General features: G+C 70.5%; 16 protein-coding genes. 8 read left to right on the forward strand and 8 right to left on the reverse strand.

The window, feature by feature from the left end:
- Nucleotides 1-160: 160 nt before the first annotated feature.
- Nucleotides 161-2,575: a transglycosylase domain-containing protein gene (locus ACIO3O_RS42300; protein ID WP_401756227.1), complete on the reverse strand. Its 2,415-nt coding sequence runs from the start codon at nucleotides 2,573-2,575 to the stop codon at nucleotides 161-163.
- Nucleotides 2,576-2,956: 381 nt separating this feature from the next.
- On the opposite strand from ACIO3O_RS42300, the gene ACIO3O_RS42305 reads away from it, so the two are divergent.
- The 5 genes from ACIO3O_RS42305 to ACIO3O_RS42325 all read left to right on the forward strand — a co-directional run bounded on the left by ACIO3O_RS42305 (nucleotide 2,957) and on the right by ACIO3O_RS42325 (nucleotide 7,776).
- Nucleotides 2,957-3,907 (forward strand): SPFH domain-containing protein, encoded by a 951-nt coding sequence (locus tag ACIO3O_RS42305; RefSeq protein WP_401756230.1) that lies wholly within the window; start codon nucleotides 2,957-2,959, stop codon nucleotides 3,905-3,907.
- Complete coding sequence (locus ACIO3O_RS42310; protein ID WP_401756233.1) at nucleotides 3,904-4,158, forward strand: hypothetical protein; 255 nt, start codon at nucleotides 3,904-3,906, stop codon at nucleotides 4,156-4,158. Before ACIO3O_RS42305 ends, ACIO3O_RS42310 begins: the two co-directional genes overlap by 4 nt.
- Before the next feature lie 86 nt (nucleotides 4,159-4,244).
- On the forward strand, nucleotides 4,245-4,769 hold the full coding sequence (locus tag ACIO3O_RS42315; RefSeq protein WP_401756236.1) for a PadR family transcriptional regulator: 525 nt from the start codon (nucleotides 4,245-4,247) through the stop codon (nucleotides 4,767-4,769).
- Complete coding sequence (locus ACIO3O_RS42320) at nucleotides 4,766-5,485, forward strand: ABC transporter ATP-binding protein (RefSeq protein WP_401756238.1); 720 nt, start codon at nucleotides 4,766-4,768, stop codon at nucleotides 5,483-5,485. The genes ACIO3O_RS42315 and ACIO3O_RS42320 overlap by 4 nt, the downstream gene beginning before the upstream one ends.
- Nucleotides 5,482-7,776 carry an FtsX-like permease family protein gene (locus ACIO3O_RS42325; RefSeq protein ID WP_401756241.1) on the forward strand — a complete coding sequence of 765 codons (2,295 nt, stop codon included), beginning with the start codon at nucleotides 5,482-5,484 and terminating at the stop codon, nucleotides 7,774-7,776. The genes ACIO3O_RS42320 and ACIO3O_RS42325 overlap by 4 nt, the downstream gene beginning before the upstream one ends.
- Before the next feature lie 569 nt (nucleotides 7,777-8,345).
- Here the strand turns inward: ACIO3O_RS42325 and ACIO3O_RS42330 are convergent.
- Nucleotides 8,346-9,287 (reverse strand): hydrogen peroxide-inducible genes activator, encoded by a 942-nt coding sequence (locus ACIO3O_RS42330; protein WP_401756244.1) that lies wholly within the window; start codon nucleotides 9,285-9,287, stop codon nucleotides 8,346-8,348.
- Nucleotides 9,288-9,422: 135 nt separating this feature from the next.
- Here ACIO3O_RS42330 and ACIO3O_RS42335 point away from each other — a divergent pair, with 135 nt between their 5' ends.
- Both ACIO3O_RS42335 and ACIO3O_RS42340 read left to right on the forward strand, forming a co-directional pair.
- On the forward strand, nucleotides 9,423-9,977 hold the full coding sequence (locus ACIO3O_RS42335) for a peroxiredoxin (protein WP_345228668.1): 555 nt from the start codon (nucleotides 9,423-9,425) through the stop codon (nucleotides 9,975-9,977).
- A 52-nt stretch (nucleotides 9,978-10,029) separates the two neighbouring features.
- The gene (locus ACIO3O_RS42340) at nucleotides 10,030-10,563 is read left to right on the forward strand and encodes an alkyl hydroperoxide reductase (RefSeq protein WP_401756247.1); all 534 of its coding nucleotides are present in this window, start codon (nucleotides 10,030-10,032) and stop codon (nucleotides 10,561-10,563) included.
- A 60-nt stretch (nucleotides 10,564-10,623) separates the two neighbouring features.
- Here the strand turns inward: ACIO3O_RS42340 and ACIO3O_RS42345 are convergent, their stop codons facing one another.
- From ACIO3O_RS42345 to ACIO3O_RS42365, 5 genes are all read right to left on the reverse strand, one after another.
- Nucleotides 10,624-11,370 carry a hypothetical protein gene (locus tag ACIO3O_RS42345; protein WP_401756250.1) on the reverse strand — a complete coding sequence of 249 codons (747 nt, stop codon included), beginning with the start codon at nucleotides 11,368-11,370 and terminating at the stop codon, nucleotides 10,624-10,626.
- Nucleotides 11,367-12,743, reverse strand: a complete 1,377-nt coding sequence (locus ACIO3O_RS42350) for an AI-2E family transporter (protein WP_401756252.1) — start codon at nucleotides 12,741-12,743, stop codon at nucleotides 11,367-11,369. The genes ACIO3O_RS42345 and ACIO3O_RS42350 overlap by 4 nt, the downstream gene beginning before the upstream one ends.
- A gap of 138 nt (nucleotides 12,744-12,881) precedes the next feature.
- Complete coding sequence (locus tag ACIO3O_RS42355) at nucleotides 12,882-13,622, reverse strand: transglycosylase SLT domain-containing protein (protein WP_401756263.1); 741 nt, start codon at nucleotides 13,620-13,622, stop codon at nucleotides 12,882-12,884.
- 388 nt (nucleotides 13,623-14,010) lie between these two features.
- Entirely contained in the window at nucleotides 14,011-15,333 is a 1,323-nt protein-coding gene (locus ACIO3O_RS42360) for a PhoH family protein (RefSeq protein ID WP_401756255.1), read from the reverse strand.
- A 305-nt stretch (nucleotides 15,334-15,638) separates the two neighbouring features.
- Nucleotides 15,639-16,400 carry an isoprenyl transferase gene (locus ACIO3O_RS42365; protein WP_189820801.1) on the reverse strand — a complete coding sequence of 254 codons (762 nt, stop codon included), beginning with the start codon at nucleotides 16,398-16,400 and terminating at the stop codon, nucleotides 15,639-15,641.
- 140 nt (nucleotides 16,401-16,540) lie between these two features.
- Between ACIO3O_RS42365 and mgrA the strand changes: the two genes are divergently transcribed.
- Nucleotides 16,541-17,581 carry an L-glyceraldehyde 3-phosphate reductase gene (gene mgrA / locus ACIO3O_RS42370; protein ID WP_401756258.1) on the forward strand — a complete coding sequence of 347 codons (1,041 nt, stop codon included), beginning with the start codon at nucleotides 16,541-16,543 and terminating at the stop codon, nucleotides 17,579-17,581.
- Between the two features lie 251 nt (nucleotides 17,582-17,832).
- On the opposite strand, the gene ACIO3O_RS42375 is transcribed toward mgrA, so the two are convergent.
- Nucleotides 17,833-18,846 carry a DUF2079 domain-containing protein gene (locus ACIO3O_RS42375; protein ID WP_401756261.1) on the reverse strand — a complete coding sequence of 338 codons (1,014 nt, stop codon included), beginning with the start codon at nucleotides 18,844-18,846 and terminating at the stop codon, nucleotides 17,833-17,835.
- Between the last annotated feature and the right edge of the window lie 138 nt (nucleotides 18,847-18,984).

The raw sequence follows: 18,984 nt of genomic DNA on the forward strand, positions 1-18,984 counted from the left end.
CGGGCGGGGGGGGGGGGGCGGGGGGCGCCCTGGGGGTTTGGGGCGGGCTCCCCCGCTCCGGCGGGGGGGGGGCGGCGGCGCGGGGGGGGGGGCCCCCCCCCCGGGGGGAGGGGGGGGGGGCCCGCCGCCGTTCACGGGCCGGAAGGGACCGGGAAGGGGGCTAGCCCCATTGGCCGTCGTCGCCCCCGTTGGCCTGACCCTGGTTGTTGCCGCCCTGGGTCTGGCCCTGGTGGTCGCCTCCGCCGCCGGTCTGGCCCTGGTTGTCGCCTCCGCCGTTGGCCTGGCCCTGGTTGTTGCCGCCCTGGTTCTGGCCCTGGTTGTCGCCGCCCTGGTTCTGCCCCTGGTTGGCCTGGCCCTGGTCCTGACCCTGGTTCTGACCACCCTGGTCCTGGCCCTGGTTGTCGCCGCCCTGGTTCTGCCCCTGGTTGGCCTGCCCCTGGTCCTGACCCTGGTTCTGGCCGGGGTCGGGGGTGTGCTCCGGGTCCTTGGGCTCCTCGGGCTTCTCCGGGGCCTTGGTCTCCGGCGGCTTGGTCTCCTTCGGCGGCGGCGGGGGCGGCGGCTCCCAGCCCGCACCCTCCTTGATCTCCAGGTCGAACTTGGTGTCCGAGCCGCCGTTGAGCGCGTCGAGGGTGTAGTCCGCCCAGATCCGTGCCGGGAAGCTGGAGCCGTTCATCCGGCCGCCGCCCGCGGCGCCGGTGAGGGTGGTCTGGCCGGGCTTGTCGGCGTTCTCGCCGAAGATGCCGACCGCGGTGGCCAGCTCCGGGGTGTAGCCCGCGAACCAGGCGCTGCGGTTGTTCTCGGAGGTACCGGTCTTGCCCGCCGCGTGGTAGTCGCCGCTCCTGACGGCCTTGCCGGTGCCCTCCTGGACGACGTGCTCCAGGACGGAGGTCACCGTGTCGGCGGACTGGCGGCTGATGCCCTCGCCGTCCGCGAAGCCGCTCGGGGTGATGGTCTCGCGGTCCTTGTGCTCGGCCGTCTTGACGATGGACGCGGTGACCTTCTTGCCGTGGGCCGCCAGCGAGGCGTACATCGACGCCATGTCCATGGTGTTGGCCCTCATGGTGCCCAGCGCCATGGCGGGGCTGGCGCCGAAGTCGCCGCGGTCCTTCATGCCCAGCCTGATCGCGGTGTCCTTGACGCGGTCCGCGCCGACGTCCACGATCATCTGCGCGAAGACGGAGTTGACCGACTTGTCGGTGGCCTCCTGGACGTCGATGTCGCCGTACGACTCGTCGTCCTCGTTCTGCGGGTTGTACCCGCCGCCCCCCTCGCCGACGACCGGGCGGCGGCTCTTGCCGCTGTAGATCGTGTTGGCGGTGATCTTCTCGCCGTCCTGCGTCTCCGACCCGTTCTCCAGCGCGGCCGCGAACACGGCGGGCTTGAAGGTCGAAGCGGGCTGGTAGTCGACGCGGGTGGCATTGCTGATCTGGTGCTTGAGGTAGTCCGCGCCGCCGTAGAGGGCGACCACCGCGCCGGTCTTCGGGTTGATGGAGGTCGCGCCCGCCTGGACGTTGCGGTCGACCTTCTTCTTGCTCTTGCGGTCCAGCTTGGACTCCAGCTGGCGGTCGACCGCCTTCTCCAGGTCCTTCTGGCGCTTCTTGTCGATGTTGAGCGTGATCGTCCAGCCGCCGGCGGCGAGTTCCTCGTCGCTGAGCTTCTCGCGCACCTTGAGCTGCTGCTCGGCCGCCTCGACCAGGTAGCCGGTCTGGCCCTTCATGCCCCGGTTGGGCTGGACGGGCTTGGGCATCGGGAACGTCATCTTCGCCCGGTCGGCCTGCGGGAGCTCGCCCATCTTGACCATGTTGTCCAGGACGTAGTTCCAGCGGTCCATGACGAGCTTCTTGTTCGTCGGGGTCGCGTTGAGGACGTCGTAGCTGCTGGGCGCCTGGAGCAGGGCGGCCAGGTAGGCGCCCTCCTCGACGGTGAGCTTGGAGGCGTCCTTGCGGTAGTACGCCTGGGCGGCGGCCTGGATTCCGGCGGCCCCGCGCCCGTAGTAACTGGTGTTGATGTACCCGAGGAGGATGAAGTCCTTGTCGTACTTCTGGTCCACCTTCAGGGAGATGACCAGTTCCTTGAGCTTGCGGGTGACCGTCTGCTCGGGCGTGAGGTAGTAGTTCTTGACGTACTGCTGGGTGATGGTCGAACCACCCTGCTTGCCCTTGCCGGAGAAGGTGTTGAGCAGACCGCGGGCGGTGCCCCTGAAGTCGATGCCGTGGTCGTCGTAGAACGACATGTTCTCGGCGGCGACGAAGGTCCGCTGGACCTTCTTCGGGATGTTGTCCAGGGAGACGTTCTCGCGGGCGTAGTCGCCCGCGTTGCCGGTGCGGGCGAGGATCGTGCCGTCGCTGTACTTGTAGACGTTGCTCTGCCGCATCGCCGAGGCGTTGCCCGCCGGAATGTCGATCGCCATGTACAGGGCGATGAAGGCTCCCATGCCCAACAGGCAGAGCCCGAAGAACGTGCCCAGCATCTTCTTCCAGGTGAAGAAGCGGCGTATGCCCTTCTTCCCGGGAGCGCCCCGCGCCCGGCGGGAACCGCCGGATTGCCGGGCCCTGCGCTCATCCGCTCGACCCATGGGTCAGTCGCTCCGTATCTCAGTCGTCACTCGCCACACTCACCGGACATTCGCCGGATCAGCTCAGAAAGCTAACACCGCCGGAAAGGACAAATAGGGGCCGATCGCATCTTTTATGGACGTGACAATCAGCACCTCCCCCTAGGGAACCGACGAACAAGCGTGCCCAAAGGTTGCCAGCTGAGGAAGAAGTTGAGGAAGTGAATCCGAATTGAGGCCGGAAGCGGTGCCGGGCCACGGCCGGAAGCGGCCGGGGGCGGGGCCGACAACGGTGCGGGCCCACGCCTTGGCGGCGGCCCTGGTACGCGTTAAAGTGATATCACTTTGCTAGACACCGTTCGTACGGTGCCGAGCCGACCGCGCACAGAAACGGGGACCGCGATGACCACTGCCACCCACACCCCCTCCGACAACACACCCGGCGACCTGCCCGAAATGCCCGCCCCCCGCGTCACCGAGTTCGCGGCGCACAGCATCGCGGGCGGCCTCGCGCTCCTGCTGGGCCTCCTCGGCGTCCTGGCCTCCGCCGGACTCGTCGCGCTGGGCGCGGCGGTCGCCGCCGGCGCCGGTGCGAAGGCGGCGCTGATCATCGTCGGCGTCCTGCTCTTCATCGCCTCGGTCCTCGCCATGAGCGGGCTGAACATGGTCGCGCCCGGCGAGGCCCGCGTGGTCCAGCTCTTCGGCCGCTACCGGGGCACCATCCGCACGGACGGTCTGCGCTGGGTGAACCCGCTGACCACCCGCCACAAGATCTCCACCCGGGTCCGCAACCACGAGACCGCGGTGCTGAAGGTCAACGACGCGTACGGCAACCCGATCGAGCTGGCCGCCGTCGTGGTGTGGAAGGTCGAGGACACCGCGCAGGCCTCCTTCGAGGTGGACAACTTCCTGGAGTTCGTCTCCACACAGACCGAGGCGGCCGTGCGGCACATCGCCATCGAGTACCCGTACGACTCCCACGAGGAGGAGGGCCTCTCGCTGCGCGGCAACGCCGACGAGATCACCGAGAAGCTGGCGGTCGAGCTGCACGCCCGCGTCGAGGCGGCCGGGGTGCACATTATCGAGTCCCGCTTCACCCACCTCGCGTACGCCCCGGAGATCGCCTCCGCGATGCTCCAGCGGCAGCAGGCGGGTGCGGTGGTCGCCGCCCGCAAGCTGATCGTGGACGGCGCGGTCGGCATGGTCGAGCAGGCGCTGGCCCGGATCTCCGAGCAGGACATCGTGGAGCTGGACGAGGAGCGCAAGGCGTCCATGGTGAGCAACCTGCTGGTGGTGCTCTGCGGCGACCGGGCCACCCAGCCGGTCATCAACACGGGCTCCCTGTACCAGTGACCGAGGAGGAGCCCGAGCCCTCGCCCGGGCCCCGGCGCGAGGCCCGCAAGCAGGTGCTGCTGCGGCTGGACCCCAAGGTGTACGACGCCCTGGCCCGCTGGGCGGCGGACGAACTGCGCAGCGCGAACGCGCAGATCGAGTTCCTGCTCCGCACGTCCCTCCTGGACGCGGGACGGCTGCCGAAGCACACGGGCCCGATCCCGCGCCGGGGGCGCCCTCCGAAGGAAAAGCCCGAGCCGGAAGAGAAATAGCAGGTGGGAGGCGGTCCCCGACCGCCTCCCACCTCTCTTTCCCCGGCTATACACACCGCGTATACGCGGTGTGTATAGTCCTGGGCATGTCCATCAGCCACACCCTGCTCGGCCTCCTGGAGGCCGGCCCCCGCCATGGGTACGACCTGAAGCGCACCTTCGACGAGAAGTTCGGGCACGACCGCCCCCTCGCCTACGGGCAGGTGTACGCGACGATGTCCCGCCTGCTGAAGAACGGTCTCGTCGAGGTCGACGCCGCCGTGTCCGGCAACGGCCCCGACCGCAAGACGTACGCGATCACCGACGCCGGGATCACGGACGTCGAACAGTGGCTCGCGAGCCCCGAGAAGCCCGAGCCCTACCTCCAGTCGACCCTCTACACGAAGGTCGTGCTGGCCCTGCTGACCGGCCGCCCGGCCGACCGGCTGCTCGACACGCAGCGCGCGGAGCACCTGCGGCTGATGCGCGGCCTCACCGAGCGCAAGCGCCGCGGCGACCTCGCCGACCAGCTGATCTGCGACCACGCCCTGTTCCACCTGGAAGCCGACCTGCGCTGGCTGGAACTGACCGCCGCCCGCCTGGAACGCCTCGCCGCGGAGGTACGCCGATGAGCCCCGCCGCATCCGCCTCGCCCGCCGCACCGCCCGGGTCCCTGCTCACCGCCACCGGCCTGCACAAGACCTACGGCTCCACCCCCGCGCTCGACGACGCGTCCTTCTCCATCCACCCCGGCGAGGTCGTCGCCGTCATGGGCCCCTCCGGGTCCGGCAAGTCGACCCTGCTGCACTGCCTCGCCGGGATCGTGACCCCCGACTCCGGGATCATCACGTACGACAACCGCACCCTCTCCGCCATGGCCGATCGCGAGCGCAGCGCCCTGCGCCGCAGCGACTTCGGCTTTGTCTTCCAGTTCGGCCAGCTCGTCCCGGAACTCACCTGCGTGGAGAACGTCGCGCTGCCGCTGCGCCTGAACGGCGTCAAGCGCAAGGACGCCGAGCGCACCGCCCGGTCCTGGCTGGAGCGCCTGGAGGTCGACACCGTCGCCGCCCAGCGCCCCGGCGAGGTCTCCGGCGGCCAGGGCCAGCGCGTCGCCGTCGCCCGCGCCCTGGTGGGCGGCCCCCGGGTGATCTTCGCGGACGAGCCCACCGGCGCCCTGGACTCCCTCAACGGCGAACGTGTCATGGAGCTCCTCACCGAGGCCGCCCGCTCCACCAACGCCGCGGTCGTCCTGGTCACCCACGAGGCCCGCGTCGCCGCCTACTCCGACCGCGAGGTCGTCGTACGCGACGGCAAGTCCCGCGACCTGACCCTGGAGTTCACCGGATGAGCGCATTCAGCGACCTGCGCCTGGGCGCCCGGTTCGCCGTCAACGGCGGCCCCGAGGGCTGGATCCGTACGATCCTGACCGCGATCGGCGTCGGCTGCGGCGTGACCCTGCTCCTGGTCACCTCCGCCATCCCGCACGCGCTCTCCGCCCGCGACCACCGCGACAGCGCCCGCGGCGAGTTCGTCGGGGCGCAGAGCCTCGACAAGCCCGGCCGGGACACCCTGCTCATCGGCACCTCCTGGTCCGACTACCGCGATCTGTCGATACGCGGACGCGTCCTGCGGGCCGAGGGCCCCGAGGCCCCGGTGCCGCCCGGTCTGACCGCGCTGCCCAAGCCCGGCGAGCTGGCCGTGTCGCCCGCGCTGAAGGAACTCCTGGACTCCCCCGACGGCGACCTCCTGAAGAAGCGCCTGAACGGGCCCGTCACCGCCGTCATCGGCGACCAGGGCCTGGCCGGACCCAACGAACTCGCCTACTACCAGGGCAGCGACACCCTCTCGCGCAACGAGGCCTCCCGGATCAACCGCTTCCAGGGCTTCCCGCCCGAAGGCTTCGACCCGATCCTCACCCTGCTGGTCCTGGTCGCCTTCGTCGTACTGCTGATCCCCGTCGCCGTGCTCATCGCCACGGCCGTACGGTTCGGGGGCGAGCGGCGCGACCGCCGGCTCGCGGCACTGCGGCTGGTCGGGGCCGACGGGCGCACCACCCGGTGGATCGCCGCGGGCGAGGCGCTCATGGGCTCGCTCTTCGGGCTCGTGGTGGGCGCCGGACTGTTCTTCGCGGCCCGGTCCCTGGCGGGGCTGATCACCCTGGAGCGGATCAGCGTCTTCCCCTCCGACCTGGTACCCACGCCCTGGCTGGTGGTCCTGATCTGCCTGGCGGTGCCCGCGGCGGCGGTCCTGGTGACGCTGCTGGCGATGCGCAACGTGGTGGTCGAGCCGCTGGGCGTGGTCCGCACGGCCAAGCCGGTGCGGCGCAGGCTGTGGTGGCGGGTGCTGCTGCCGGTGGGTGGGCTGGCGTTGCTGCTGCCGCAGATCGGCAGGGGTGACGCGGGGGGCAACTTCAGCCAACCCCAGGTCATCGCCGGAACCGCGCTGCTGCTCATCGGCGTCACGGCCTTGCTGCCGTGGATCGTCGAAGCCGTCGTGAAGAACCTCAGCGGCGGGCCCACGTCCTGGCAACTCGCCGTACGCAGGCTCCAGTTGAGCAGCGGCACGGCGGCACGTGCGGTCAACGGGATCGCCGTGGCGGTCGCCGGTGCGATCGCCCTGCAGATGATGCTGAGCGGGACGGGCCAGGCGTACACCTCGGACACCGGGGACACCAAGAACACCATGTCCGTCGTCGTGCACCGGGACAATCCCGCAGCTCCCAGGGCCGAGGAGCTGAGGAAGGAGATCGCCGGGATCGCGGGCGTCGAGGAGATGCTCGCCTACGTGAGGGTCGGCCTGGGCGACAAACCCTCCGGGGCCGAAAACTACAGCGAAGTGACCGTGGCCGACTGCGCCGCGCTGCGCACGATCGCGGAACTGCCGTCGTGCAAGGACGGGGACGCGTTCCTGGCCCGGGACAGCAAGCTGGAGGGCTTGACCCCCGGGAAGACGTACTTCCTCGCCCCGGCCAACCCCGGGGAGGCCCGGCGGGACGTGCCGTGGACACTGCCGAGCGGCATGCCGAGCGTGACGGTCAAGCCCAGGAAGCAGCGGTACGAGATCGGCGACGTCCTCGTCACGCCCGGGGCGATGCCCGCGGCGGCCGCCGCCCTGTACGACCACCGCTTCCGGCTGAAGCTGGACCTCGGGGTGCCGAACGTCGCCGAGCACGTGCGCAACGCCGCGGCGGCGGCCGACCCGATGGTGCAGGCCTGGGGGCTGGTCGACCAGCAGATCGACCACCGTTACCTCCAGGTCCGGCGCGGCGTGATCGCCGGTGCCACGTGTGTGCTGCTGCTGATCGGGGCGAGCCTGCTGGTCTCCCAGCTGGAGCAACTGCGCGAGCGGCGCAAGCTGTTGGCGTCACTGGTCGCCTTCGGCACGAAGCGCTCGACGCTGGGGTGGTCGGTGCTGTGGCAGACGGCACTGCCGGTCGGTCTCGGGCTGTTGCTCGCGATCGGGGTCGGGTACGGGCTGGGGGCGGTGCTGCTGATGATGACGGGGTTCCGGGTCGGGGTCGACTGGGGGGCCATCGGGGCGATGTCGGGGCTGGGGGCGGGGGTTGTCCTCCTCGTCACGCTGCTGAGCATGCCGGCGCTGTGGCGCCTGATGCGGCCGGAGGGGCTCCGCACGGAGTAAGGGGGCTCCGGCACGGTCGGGCGGGGCTGCGGCACGGTCGGGCGGGTGACCGCCCCTCCTGCCGGGGACTCCCCCTCGCCCCCTCGCGCTCCACCCCGAGCCCCTTGGGCTCCGCCCCGGCCCCCCTTGGGCTCCGCCACTCTTCCCCCAGCCCCCTTTCGGCGGCGGGCCCGCCCTCCTGCCTCTTCCCGTAGCCCCCTTAGGCGGCGGGGCCGCCCTCCCCCTGCTTCCCCCTAGCCCCCTTGGGCGGCGGGGCCGCCCCCCGGGGGCGGGACGGGCGGGCAAGGGGGCGGCCCCTCCCGCTCCCGGCCCACCCCGGCGCCGCCCCTGGCCCAGCACCTGCGCCGGGCGCACGTCCAAAGGGGCCCGGCCCGCCCCCGTACCGGACACATCAGCCCCGCCCGGCTCAGGCAGAGAGGCCCCGGACCCGCCCCTTTCCCTAAAGCGCTCGCCGCGCGGCCATTGCGCGGTTCCCGTGCGGGAGCGTCGTGGCTGGTCGCGCAGTTCCCCGCGCCCCTGGAGGGGCGGAGCCGCACGTGTAGCGCAGCCCCGCGCCCTCGACGGCGCGTCTACGCCATCCGTACCGGCAGCCCCTCCAGCGCCCCCCTCAGCGCCCCCGCGAACTCGCCGAATTCCTCGGCCCGCGCGGTCCCCGCCCGCATGGCCAGGGCGATACGGCGCGAAGGGGCCGGGTCCGCGAAGTAGCCCGTGACCAGGGCCGGGTTGCGGCCCGCCTCCACCTGCACCGCCGTCCGCGGCAGCAGTGTCACCCCGAGGCCCCCGGCCACCAGTTGGACCAGTGTGGAGAGGCCCGCGGCGGTCGTCGTCACCGGGCCGCCCTCCTCCCGCCCCGCCTCCCGGCACACGTCCAGCGCCTGGTCGCGCAGGCAGTGGCCCTCGTCCAGGAGGAGCAGGTGCAGCTCGCGCAGGGCCTCCCGGGGGATGTCGTCGCGCCCGGCGAGCCAGTGCTCGTCCGGCATGACCAGGACGAAGTCCTCGTCGAAGAGCGGGAGTTCGACCACTCCGGGCACCCCGAGCGGCACCGCGAGCAGGAGCAGGTCCAGGCGGCCGGCCGCGAGGCCGTCCACCAGCGAGGAGGTCTGCTCCTCGTGGACCTGGAGGTCCAGGGAGGGGTAGGCGTCGTGGACGAGGCGCAGGACCGTCGGCAGCAGGTACGGCGCGACCGTGGGGATCACCCCGAGCCGCAGCACTCCCGTGAAGGGCGCCCGTACCGCCTCCGCCTCCTCAAGGAGCTCGCCCACCGCCTCCAGCACCACCCGGGCCCGCACCGCCAGCCGCTCCCCCGCCGCCGAGAGCAGCACCTTGCGGGTCGTACGCTCGACGAGTTGGACCCCGAGGGCCTCCTCCAGGGACGAGACCGCGCCGGACAGCGCGGGCTGGCTCATGCCGAGCGCGCCCGCCGCGTCACGGAAGTGCAGATGCTCGGCGACCGCCACGAAGGCACGGAGCTGGGCCAGGCTGGGCTGCTTGCCCCTATTTACTACGGCCACTGATAGCCACCTCCGATCGGTACGAGCAAGTCTAGCTATTTCCGCTATCAATACCTCTTGTGTCACTCTGGGGATCCGTCCACCCCCACAGGAAACCCCTGAAAAGGGACTTTCCCGATGTAGCAAGGAGCGCGCGTGCTCACTGTTGGTGACCAGTTCCCCACGTACGACCTCACCGCCTGTGTCTCCCTGGAGTCCGGCAAGGAGTTCGAGCAGATCAACCACAAGTCCTACGAGGGCAAGTGGCGCGTCGTCTTCGCGTGGCCCAAGGACTTCACCTTCGTCTGCCCGACCGAGATCGCCGCGTTCGGCAAGCTGAACGAGGAGTTCGCGGACCGCGACGCCCAGATCCTCGGCTTCTCCGGCGACTCCGAGTTCGTGCACCACGCCTGGCGCAAGGACCACCCGGACCTGACCGACCTGCCTTTCCCGATGCTGGCCGACTCGAAGCACGAGCTCATGCGTGACCTCGGCATCGAGGGCGAGGACGGCTTCGCGCAGCGCGCCGTCTTCATCGTCGACCCGAACAACGAGATCCAGTTCACGATGGTGACCGCCGGTTCCGTGGGCCGTAACCCGAAGGAGGTCCTCCGGGTCCTCGACGCGCTCCAGACGGACGAGCTGTGCCCGTGCAACTGGACCAAGGGCGAGAACACCCTGGACCCGGTCGCGCTGCTCTCGGGCGAGTAAGAACCCCGATCGACAGCCCGACCGTACGGACCACTGAACGGATTTTTCTGACATGGCACTCGACGAACTGAAGTCCGCCGTCCCGGACTACGCCAAGGACCTGCGCCTGAACCTGGGCTCGGTCATCGGCAACAGCGACCTCCCGCAGCAGCAGCTGTGGGGCACCGTGCTGGCCTGCGCGATCGCCTCGCGCTCGCCGAAGGTGCTGCGCGAGCTGGAGCCCGAGGCGAAGGCGAACCTCTCCGCCGAGGCGTACACGGCGGCCAAGTCCGCCGCCGCGATCATGGCGATGAACAACGTCTTCTATCGCACGCGCCACCTGCTCTCCGACCCGGAGTACGGGACGCTGCGCGCGGGCCTGCGGATGAACGTCATCGGCAACCCGGGTGTCGAGAAGGTCGACTTCGAGCTGTGGTCCCTCGCGGTCTCCGCGATCAACGGCTGCGGCCAGTGCCTGGACTCGCACGAGCAGGTCCTGCGCAAGGCGGACGTCTCCCGCGAGACCATCCAGGAGGCCGTGAAGATCGCCGCGGTCATCCAGGCGGTCGGCGTCACCCTCGACTCCGAGGCCGTGCTCGCCGAGTAGTACGCGTTACGTGAAGGGGCCCACCGGCATCGCTGCCGGTGGGCCCCTTCACGCGTACCGCTACTTCTTGAGCACCGCCATCAGCTCCCGCATGTCACTCTCCATCAGCTTCGGCACCCCCGTGTAGTCCGGGTTGAGCTCCTTCGGGTCCACCGGGTCCGGTGAGTCGCTGTTGAGGTCGACGTTCCCGGTGACCGACAGCGTGAGGACCACGCCCCCGTCCTGGACCACCAGGCGCACGTCCGCCTCGACGTAGCCGTGCTCCGGGGCCCGCACGAGGAAGGCCCGGTCGCCCAGCCCGGCCACCGGGGACACCACGGGGTCGTCGAGGCCGTACCGGCCCGAGGTGAGCCGGGCCCCCAGTTCCGGTCCCGGATCGGTCTTCAGGTGTTCCTCGACCAGCAGCTCGGCCGCGTACGTCGTCACCCTGCCCGCGGTGCGCGCCCCGCTCGACTTCAGGCCCATGTGGCACTCGGTCCTGCGGAAGGCCGGGTCGTCGGACCGGTCGAAGGCGTCCGTGGCGCGGTCCCTCTCGCCCAGCTTCCCGCTGATCGCGCTCAGCGGCACCCTGTCGCAGGTCTCCGCCGAGATCCGGTAACCGCGCTGGTCGGGCCCCTGGTCCCGGAACGCGTACAGCCCGCCCGCCCACAGCGCCGACGCGACGACGGCCCCGCCGACCGCCCACACCCACGGCAGCCGGGCCAGTGCCCGGACCCGCTCGCCGAGGGTGGGGCCCTCGTCGGCGTCCAGCAGTTCGGGGCGCGGCCCCTCCTCCGGTCCGCCGACCAGCTCCGGCTCGGATATCACGCGGGGTTTCCGTTGCCCTTCTCGTACGTACGGTCCTCGGTCGACCCGGATTCCGACAGCGGCGGTTCGCCGCCCGGCGCCGGAGTCGGTGCCACCGCGTGCGCCGTGGCCCCGTGCGGCTTGGGGGCGGCCCGCAGCGCGTTCTCCTGGGAGTAGGCGCGCAGGTAGCCAACCGCCGTGTTGAGCACCGCCACCAGCGGCACCGCCACCACCGCACCGCCGATCCCGGCCATCAGGCCGCCGGCGGCGACGGAGAGGACCACGGCCAGCGGATGCACCCGCACCGCGCGGCCCAGGATGAACGGCTGGAGCACATGGCCCTCGATCTGCTGCACGGCCAGCACCACGATCAGCGCCATCAGGGCGACGAAGGGGCCCTGCACGACGAGCGCGACGACGCACGCCAGCGCACCGGAGATCACCGCGCCGACCAGCGGGATGAAGGCGAAGAGGAAGATCACGACGGCGAGCGGAACGGCCATCGGGACGTCCAGGAAGAAGAGGCCGAGGCCGATGAAGATGGCGTCGATCATGGCCACTATCACCGTGCCCCGCACATAGGCGGTCAGCGTGCGCCAGGCCCGCGGACCCGCGCCCGCCATGCCCGGACGCGCCTGGGCGGGGATGAGCTTGAGCGTCCACTCCCAGACCCTCTTGCCGTCGTACAGCAGGAAGAGGGTGGAGAACATCGCGAGCAGCATGCCAGTCATCAGCTCGACGATGACCGTGACGCCCTGGAGTCCGGCGGAGGTGATCTCCTGGACGTTGGTCCCGATCGCGTCACTGAGGTTCTTGGAGATCTCGTTGATCTGCTTGTCGGTGACGTGGAAGGGGCTGTTCAGCAGCCAGTGGCGGAGGTCCTCGATGCCCTTCTGGACCTTCTCCGTGAGCTCCTGGGCGTTGTCCATGATCTGCCAGACCACGAACCAGCCGATCAGCCCCATGATCACGAAGCCGAGGATGGCGGTGAGGGCGGTCGCGAGCCCGCGCGGCAGGCCCATCTTCCGCAGCCGCGAGACCGTCGGCTGGAGCAGCGCGGTGATCAGCAGCGAGCCCATGAAGGCGAAGGCGACCAGCTGCACCTGGACGATGATCTGTCCGAGCACCCAGATGACCGCGGCCAGCACCAGCAGCCGCCAGGACGCCTCGGCGGCGACCCGCAGCCCCCACGGCACGGCGGCCGCGGGTTCGGGCTTGGCGGCCACCGCGGGCGCGTAGTCGGGGGGTGGAGGAACATGATCGGGCACGTCGACCTCCGGAGCGGCCACGGCGTCGGGATCGGCTTGCGCCTGGGCGCGTCGCTCCTCCAGGCGCTCTCCCATGTGGGTCAGCTTGGCTCCGAGGCCGCCGAGCCATCCTGGTGTCTTCGACATGTTGTTTCCTCTTCCCCCCACGACTCCCCCCGGAGTTGACGGACCCGACCGTACACGTGCGAAGCCCCCCACCGTAGGACGGTGGGGGGCTCCGCGAAGTTCAGTGCCCGAGCCGACGTGTACCCGGGATCACGACTCTTAGTACGAGTGGTTGGCCTGCCAGAAGTTCCAGGCGTCGCACGGGCTGCCGTACCGCTGGTTCATGTAGTTCAGGCCCCACTGGATCTGGGTGGCCGGGTTGGTGCGCCAGTCGGCGCCGACCGAGGACATCTTGCTGCCCGGGTACGACTGGACCAGACCGTAGGCGCCCGAGGACGGGTTCGTCGCCTGGTAGTTCCAGGTCGACTCGCGCTCCACGATGTTGCTGAAGCACTGGTACTGGCCGGCCGGCACGATCTGCCGGGCGATGGCCTTGACCTCGGCGACGGAGTACGACGACTGCTGCTCGAAGGAGGAGGCGTCGCGGGAGGCGGAACGGCTCGCGACGTCCTCGTTCTGCTCGCGCTCCTTCGCCTCCTTCTCGGCCTTCTCCTTGGCGGCCTTGGCGTCGTCGGCCTTCTGCTTCTTGGCCTTGGCGTCGGAGGCGGCCTTGATGCGGGCGGACTGCTCGGCCTGCGTCTTGGCGGCTTCGTCGGCGGCGGCGGCCTGCACGTCCGCCTGCTGCGCGACGGCGGCGGAGGCCACCTGCGCCTGCTGGCCGACGGGGATGTCCGCGAGGAGAGTCGTGTCGGCGGCGGCTGCCTCGAAGTTGTTGTCGCTCGACGACTGCGGGTCGCCCGATGCGACGCCCACGACGGCGCCGACTGTGGTGACCGCGGTGGCGGAGGCCACTGCGAATCCCCGAACCGAAATCCGGCTCACACGGTTTCCTTCCAGCAGCGTCCGGCCGGTGACCCTCGCGGACGCAATCGCACCCCTGGCGCTGTCCTCCCTACGTGCTGTGTCACGGGAGGTACGGACCCGGTGGGCAACTCCCTGGGGAGTGCTCCGTGTTACTCGGGCGGCATACGGCGAAGTCTGTTGATTTGTGTGGTGTTGCACCTCTGGAGGTGCGGCTGTGCCGTATGCGGGGCCTGACGGAAGCAAGACTCTGCCGGAAGATCAGGCGGACAATCAATTCTTCAGTACGTGTGAAAGGTCACACTGGTTTCGGGGCAGGGGATTTGTGGAACCCCCGGCGCGGCACAGCGCCGCCCGGCTAGGATCACCCGCTTTCCGCGGGGCCCGCCGGGCGGCGCCAACTCACCTGTGCAGAGGGACACTTGGGTCAGATCTGACCGTCCTCCAGCATTTCGGTCACCAGCGCCGCGATCTGCGAGCGCTCGGAGCGGGTGAGCGTGACGTGCGCGAAGAGCGGATGGCCCTTCAGCTTCTCGACGACGGCGACCACTCCGTCGTACCGGCCGACCCTCAGGTTGTCCCGCTGGGCGACGTCATGGGTGAGCACCACCCGTGAATTCGCCCCGATCCGGGACAGCACCGTCAGCAGGACGTTCCGCTCCAGGGACTGGGCCTCGTCCACGATCACGAACGCGTCGTGCAGCGAGCGGCCCCGGATGTGGGTGAGCGGCAGGACCTCCAGCATCCCGCGCCCGAGCACCTCCTCGATGACCTCCTTGCCCGCGACCGCGGAGAGGGTGTCGAAGACGGCCTGCGCCCACGGCGACATCTTCTCGGACTCGGAGCCGGGGAGGTATCCCAGCTCCTGCCCGCCGACCGCGTACAGCGGCCGGAAGACCATCACCTTCTTGTGCTCCTGGCGCTCCAGTACGGCCTCCAGGCCCGCGCACAGCGCCAGCGCGGACTTGCCGGTGCCGGCCCGCCCGCCGAGCGACACGATGCCGACCTCGGGGTCCAGCAGCAGGTCCAGCGCGATCCGCTGCTCCGCGCTGCGGCCGTGGATGCCGAACGCTCCCCTGTCTCCGCGTACGAGACGGACGTTGCCGTCCGCCGTGACGCGGCCCAGCGCCTTGCCGCGCTCCGACTGGAGCACGAGCCCGGTGTGCACGGGCAGGTCGGCGGCCTCGGGGACGTACACCCGCTCCTCGGTGAAGAGCAGGTCGACCTGATCGGCCTCCAGGGTCAGTTCGGACATTCCGGTCCAGCCGGAGTCGGTGATGGCCAGTTCGGCGCGGTACTCCTCCGCGAGGAGGCCCACCGAGGAGGCCTTGATGCGCAGCGGCAGGTCCTTGGAGACGACCGTGACGTCGTACCCCTCGGCCTGGAGATTGCGTGCGACGGCGAGAATCCGTGAGTCGTTGTCCCCCAACCGGTAACCGGCGGGCAGAACGCCGGGATCGGAGTGGTTGAGTTCGACCCGCACCGTCCCGCCGAGGTCCCCGATCGGGATCGGGGCGTCGAGGCGACCGTGCCGGATGCGGTACTCGTCCAGCATGCGCAGGGCCTGCCGGGCGAAGTAACCGAGTTCCGGATGGTGCCGCTTGGCCTCCAGTTCGGTGATGACCACGATCGGCAGCACGACTTCGTGCTCCTCGAACCGGGTCATGGAGCTGGGGTCGGCCAGCAGGACGCTGGTGTCGAGAACGTAGGTGCGCCTGTCGGGAAGGCGGCGCTTAGAGCTGTTCACCACGGAAGGACGTACCCCCTCGTACTGAGGTTGGGGTGCGACGACGTCGCGGGCGGAGGGACCGGACTCGGCCACGGTGCGCGGGCCGAGAACCGGCCCTCCACGTCGCCTGCGCTTCTTGGGGCGCGAGCGTCCTGGTGCAAAGGGCCTCCCGGGCGGGCGACATCCAGTCGCCCACTTCAAGATTCGGCGCCCGTGGTCCGGACGCCGACCTGGAAGGGGTATTCCCTCGAACACGCGCCGCCATACCTGGTCATGGCCAGGACGAATGACGCGTATTCGGTACGAGGAGGGGGTACGGGGTGCGGTCAGGAACCGTAACGCCGGTGCCTGGCCGCGTAGTCGCGCAGGGCGCGCAGGAAGTCGACCTTGCGGAAGGCGGGCCAGAAGACTTCGCAGAAGTAGTACTCCGAGTGGGCGCTCTGCCACAGCATGAATCCGGACAACCGCTGCTCACCACTGGTGCGGATGACCAGATCCGGGTCGGGCTGGCCGCGCGTGTAGAGGTGCTCGGAGATGTGCTCGACGTCGACGATCTCCGCGAGCTCCTCGAAGGAGGTGCCCTTCTCGGCGTGTTCGAGGAGCAGCGAGCGGACCGCGTCGGCGATCTCCTGGCGCCCGCCGTAGCCGACGGCGACGTTGACCAGTATTCCCTTGTTGCCCGACGTCGACTGCTCGGCCTCCTTCAGGACACCCTGCGTTCGGGCGGGGAGGATGTCCATCGTGCCGACGTGGTGGACGCGCCAGCGCCCGTCGGCGGCGAGGTCGCGCACGGCGCCCTCGATGATGGACAGCAGCGGCGTCAGCTCGGCCTCGGGGCGGTCCAGGTTCTCCGTCGACAGCATCCAGAGCGTGACGACCTCGACGTCGGTCTCCGCGCACCAGCCCAGCAGTTCCTGGATCTTGCTGGCGCCGGCCTTGTGGCCCTGCTCGGTGGTACCGCCCGCCGCCTTCGCCCAGCGTCTGTTGCCGTCGAGGATGACGCCGATGTGCTTGGGCACCTGGGCGTGGTCGAGGCGGCCTTCCACCCGGCGTGCGTAGAGCCGATACACCAGGTCGCGCAGGTTCACAGCGGTTCCACCCTCTCGTGTTCCCCGGGGCCCGGAAGTCTGCGGTCTGCCGTGGCCCCGAGCGGGTCACACTACTGCGCACGCACCACACCGTCCCAACCCGGTCTGTCACAAGTAGGTCCGTGATAGGGAGGGGAACCGTGACTGACGATTCCCTGCATTACCGCGCGTCCGACGACCGTTACGACACGATGGAGTACCGCCGCTCGGGCCGCAGCGGCCTGAAGCTCCCGGCCGTCTCCCTCGGGCTGTGGCACAACTTCGGCGACGACCGCTCCCTCGACTCGCAGCGCGCGATCCTGCGCCGCGCCTTCGACCTCGGGGTGACCCACTTCGACCTGGCGAACAACTACGGTCCGCCGCCCGGCTCCGCCGAGTCCAACTTCGGCAAGATCTTCGCGCAGGACTTCGCCCCGTACCGCGACGAGCTGATCGTCTCCACGAAGGCGGGCTACGGGATGCACCCCGGCCCGTACGGCGAGTGGGGCTCGCGCAAGTACCTGCTGTCGTCGCTGGACGCGTCCCTGAACCGGATGGGCCTGGACTACGTCGACATCTTCTACTCGCACCGCTTCGACCCGGACACCCCGCTGGAGGAGACGATGGGCGCGCTGGCGTCCGCCGTCCAGCAGGGCAAGGCGCTGTACGTCGGCGTCTCCTCGTACAACAGCGAGCAGACCGCCGAAGCGGCGCGCCTGCTGCGGGAGATGGGCGTGCGCCCGCTCATCCACCAGCCGTCGTACTCGATGATCAACCGCTGGACGGAGGACGACGGCCTGCTCGACACCCTGGAGGAGGCGGGCATGGGCTGCATCTCCTTCGTGCCGCTCGCCCAGGGCCTGCTGACGAACAAGTACCTCAAGGGCATCCCGGAGGGTTCGCGCGCCACCCAGGGCAAGTCGCTCGACCCCGACCTGCTGAGCGACGAGGTCGTGCGCCGGCTCAACGGGCTGAACGACATCGCGTCCCGGCGCGGTCAGTCGCTGGCGCAGCTCGCGCTGTCGTGGGTGCTGCGGGACGAGCGGATGACGTCGGCGCTCATCGGGGCGTCCAGCGTGCAGCAGCTGGAGGAGAACGTGGCGGCGCTCGGGGCTCCGAAGCTGACCGACGCGGAGCTGAAGGAGATCGACTCCTTCGCGGTCTCGACCCCCGGCACGAACATCTGGGCCGGACGGGGCTGACGCGACCCCTGAGGTCACGGAGACAAAAAACGGGCCGGTCCGTGGGGGGGATACGGACCGGCCCGAGGGGGGGTTTCCACCATAACCCTTCGTAAGTGATGCTGCCCACCAGGACGCGAATCAATTACTCTCCGAAGTCGACACTGTGCACGGTGCAAGGTGGTGAATCCCTTGCGGCGTATGGCATCGGAGGCACTTTCAGGGGCGGAAACGGGCCCTTCGGGTTTCCCCCGTCGGGGGTGTCGCCCAGTTCACCGGATTGACGTTTCTGCGGCGCCCCGTGCGAGGGGCCCCTCCCGGTGCAGGAGGGTGAGCCCGTCGGCCGTGGCGACGACCCGGTATCCGTACGTCTTCTGTGCCCGTGCCAGCTCCTGCTGCTGGCGGTGGAGCGGGTACGGCCAGTGCCCGTCGGGCAGCGGCCAGGCCGGATGAGGGCGGCTGTCGTGCAGGATCCACTCGCTCGTGGGCGGCGGGGGCGTGCCCTCGGTGTCGTACAGCCGCCCGGGGATCGGATAGCCGGGGAAGAGGACGACGGTCGTCCGGGAGACGAGCTGCGGGACGAGCCGGTTGGAGGCGGCGACGGTGGCCCCGTCGGGGATGCGGTCGAGCAGCGCGCGGGCGGCCCGGACGTGGTCGGGGGTGCGCCAGGTGTCCTTGCGCAGGACCAGGCCGAAGGGGAAGGAGGGGAGCAGGACGAGGGTGACGGCGAGGACGGTGGCGAGCGAGGCGCGCAGGTGGCGGGCGGCGAGGGGGTTGTCCTTGGCGCCGCTCGGGGAGAACGGGCCGAACCGGCCGTAGGGCGTGAGGGCGTCGATCGCGGCGGCGAACACGATCGGCATGAGGACCGCGCTGTAGTGGAACGCGGTCTCCCAGTGGTACGGGTGCTGCGACAGCAGCCGCCAGCCCAGGGTGGGCAGCGCGAGCAGGGCGATCGGCGACCGGAGCGCCAGCAGGGCGGTCGGCGCGAGGACGAGGACCAGGGTGACGGCCTTGACCTCGGGGCGCAGGGCGTCGAGCGGGGCGGCGAGGAGGGTCATGAGCAGGGATCCCCGGCCGCCTTCGGAGACGTACTCCCCGTAGGCGTACGTTCCCGAGGAGTTCAGCGCGGGCAGCACCAGCTTGGTGATGACGAGGGTGCCGAGGACCCCGCCCAGCAGCGCGGCGAACCCGAGCGTGCGCCGCCCGCGCCACACCAGGTACCCGCCGAGCGCGGCCAGGGTGAGCCCGAGGTCCTCCTTGACGAGCAGCAGGGGTGCCGCGTACACGACGGCCCGTTCGTGGGGGGGGGGGGGGGGGGGGGGGGGGGGGGGGGGGGGGGGGGGGGGGGGGGGGGGGGGGGGGGGGGGGGGGGCGGGGGGGCGGGGCGGGGGGGGGCGGGGGGGGGGGGGGGGCGGCGCGCCCCC

The sequence above is a fragment of the Streptomyces sp. NPDC087440 genome, from assembly GCF_044744005.1.
In the GTDB taxonomy this organism is placed as follows: Bacteria; Actinomycetota; Actinomycetes; order Streptomycetales; family Streptomycetaceae; genus Streptomyces.

Bases quoted from the DNA above. Each gene is read 5' to 3' on its own strand.
- ACIO3O_RS42325 (WP_401756241.1), top strand. From the start codon at position 5,482: ATGAGCGCATTCAGCGACCTGCGCCTGGGCGCCCGGTTCGCCGTCAAC.
- ACIO3O_RS42305 (WP_401756230.1), top strand. From the start codon at position 2,957: ATGACCACTGCCACCCACACCCCCTCCGACAACACACCCGGCGACCTG.
- ACIO3O_RS42315 (WP_401756236.1), top strand. From the start codon at position 4,245: ATGTCCATCAGCCACACCCTGCTCGGCCTCCTGGAGGCCGGCCCCCGC.
- ACIO3O_RS42300 (WP_401756227.1), bottom strand. From the start codon at position 2,575: ATGGGTCGAGCGGATGAGCGCAGGGCCCGGCAATCCGGCGGTTCCCGC.
- ACIO3O_RS42320 (WP_401756238.1), top strand. From the start codon at position 4,766: ATGAGCCCCGCCGCATCCGCCTCGCCCGCCGCACCGCCCGGGTCCCTG.
- ACIO3O_RS42340 (WP_401756247.1), top strand. From the start codon at position 10,030: ATGGCACTCGACGAACTGAAGTCCGCCGTCCCGGACTACGCCAAGGAC.
- ACIO3O_RS42350 (WP_401756252.1), bottom strand. From the start codon at position 12,743: ATGTCGAAGACACCAGGATGGCTCGGCGGCCTCGGAGCCAAGCTGACC.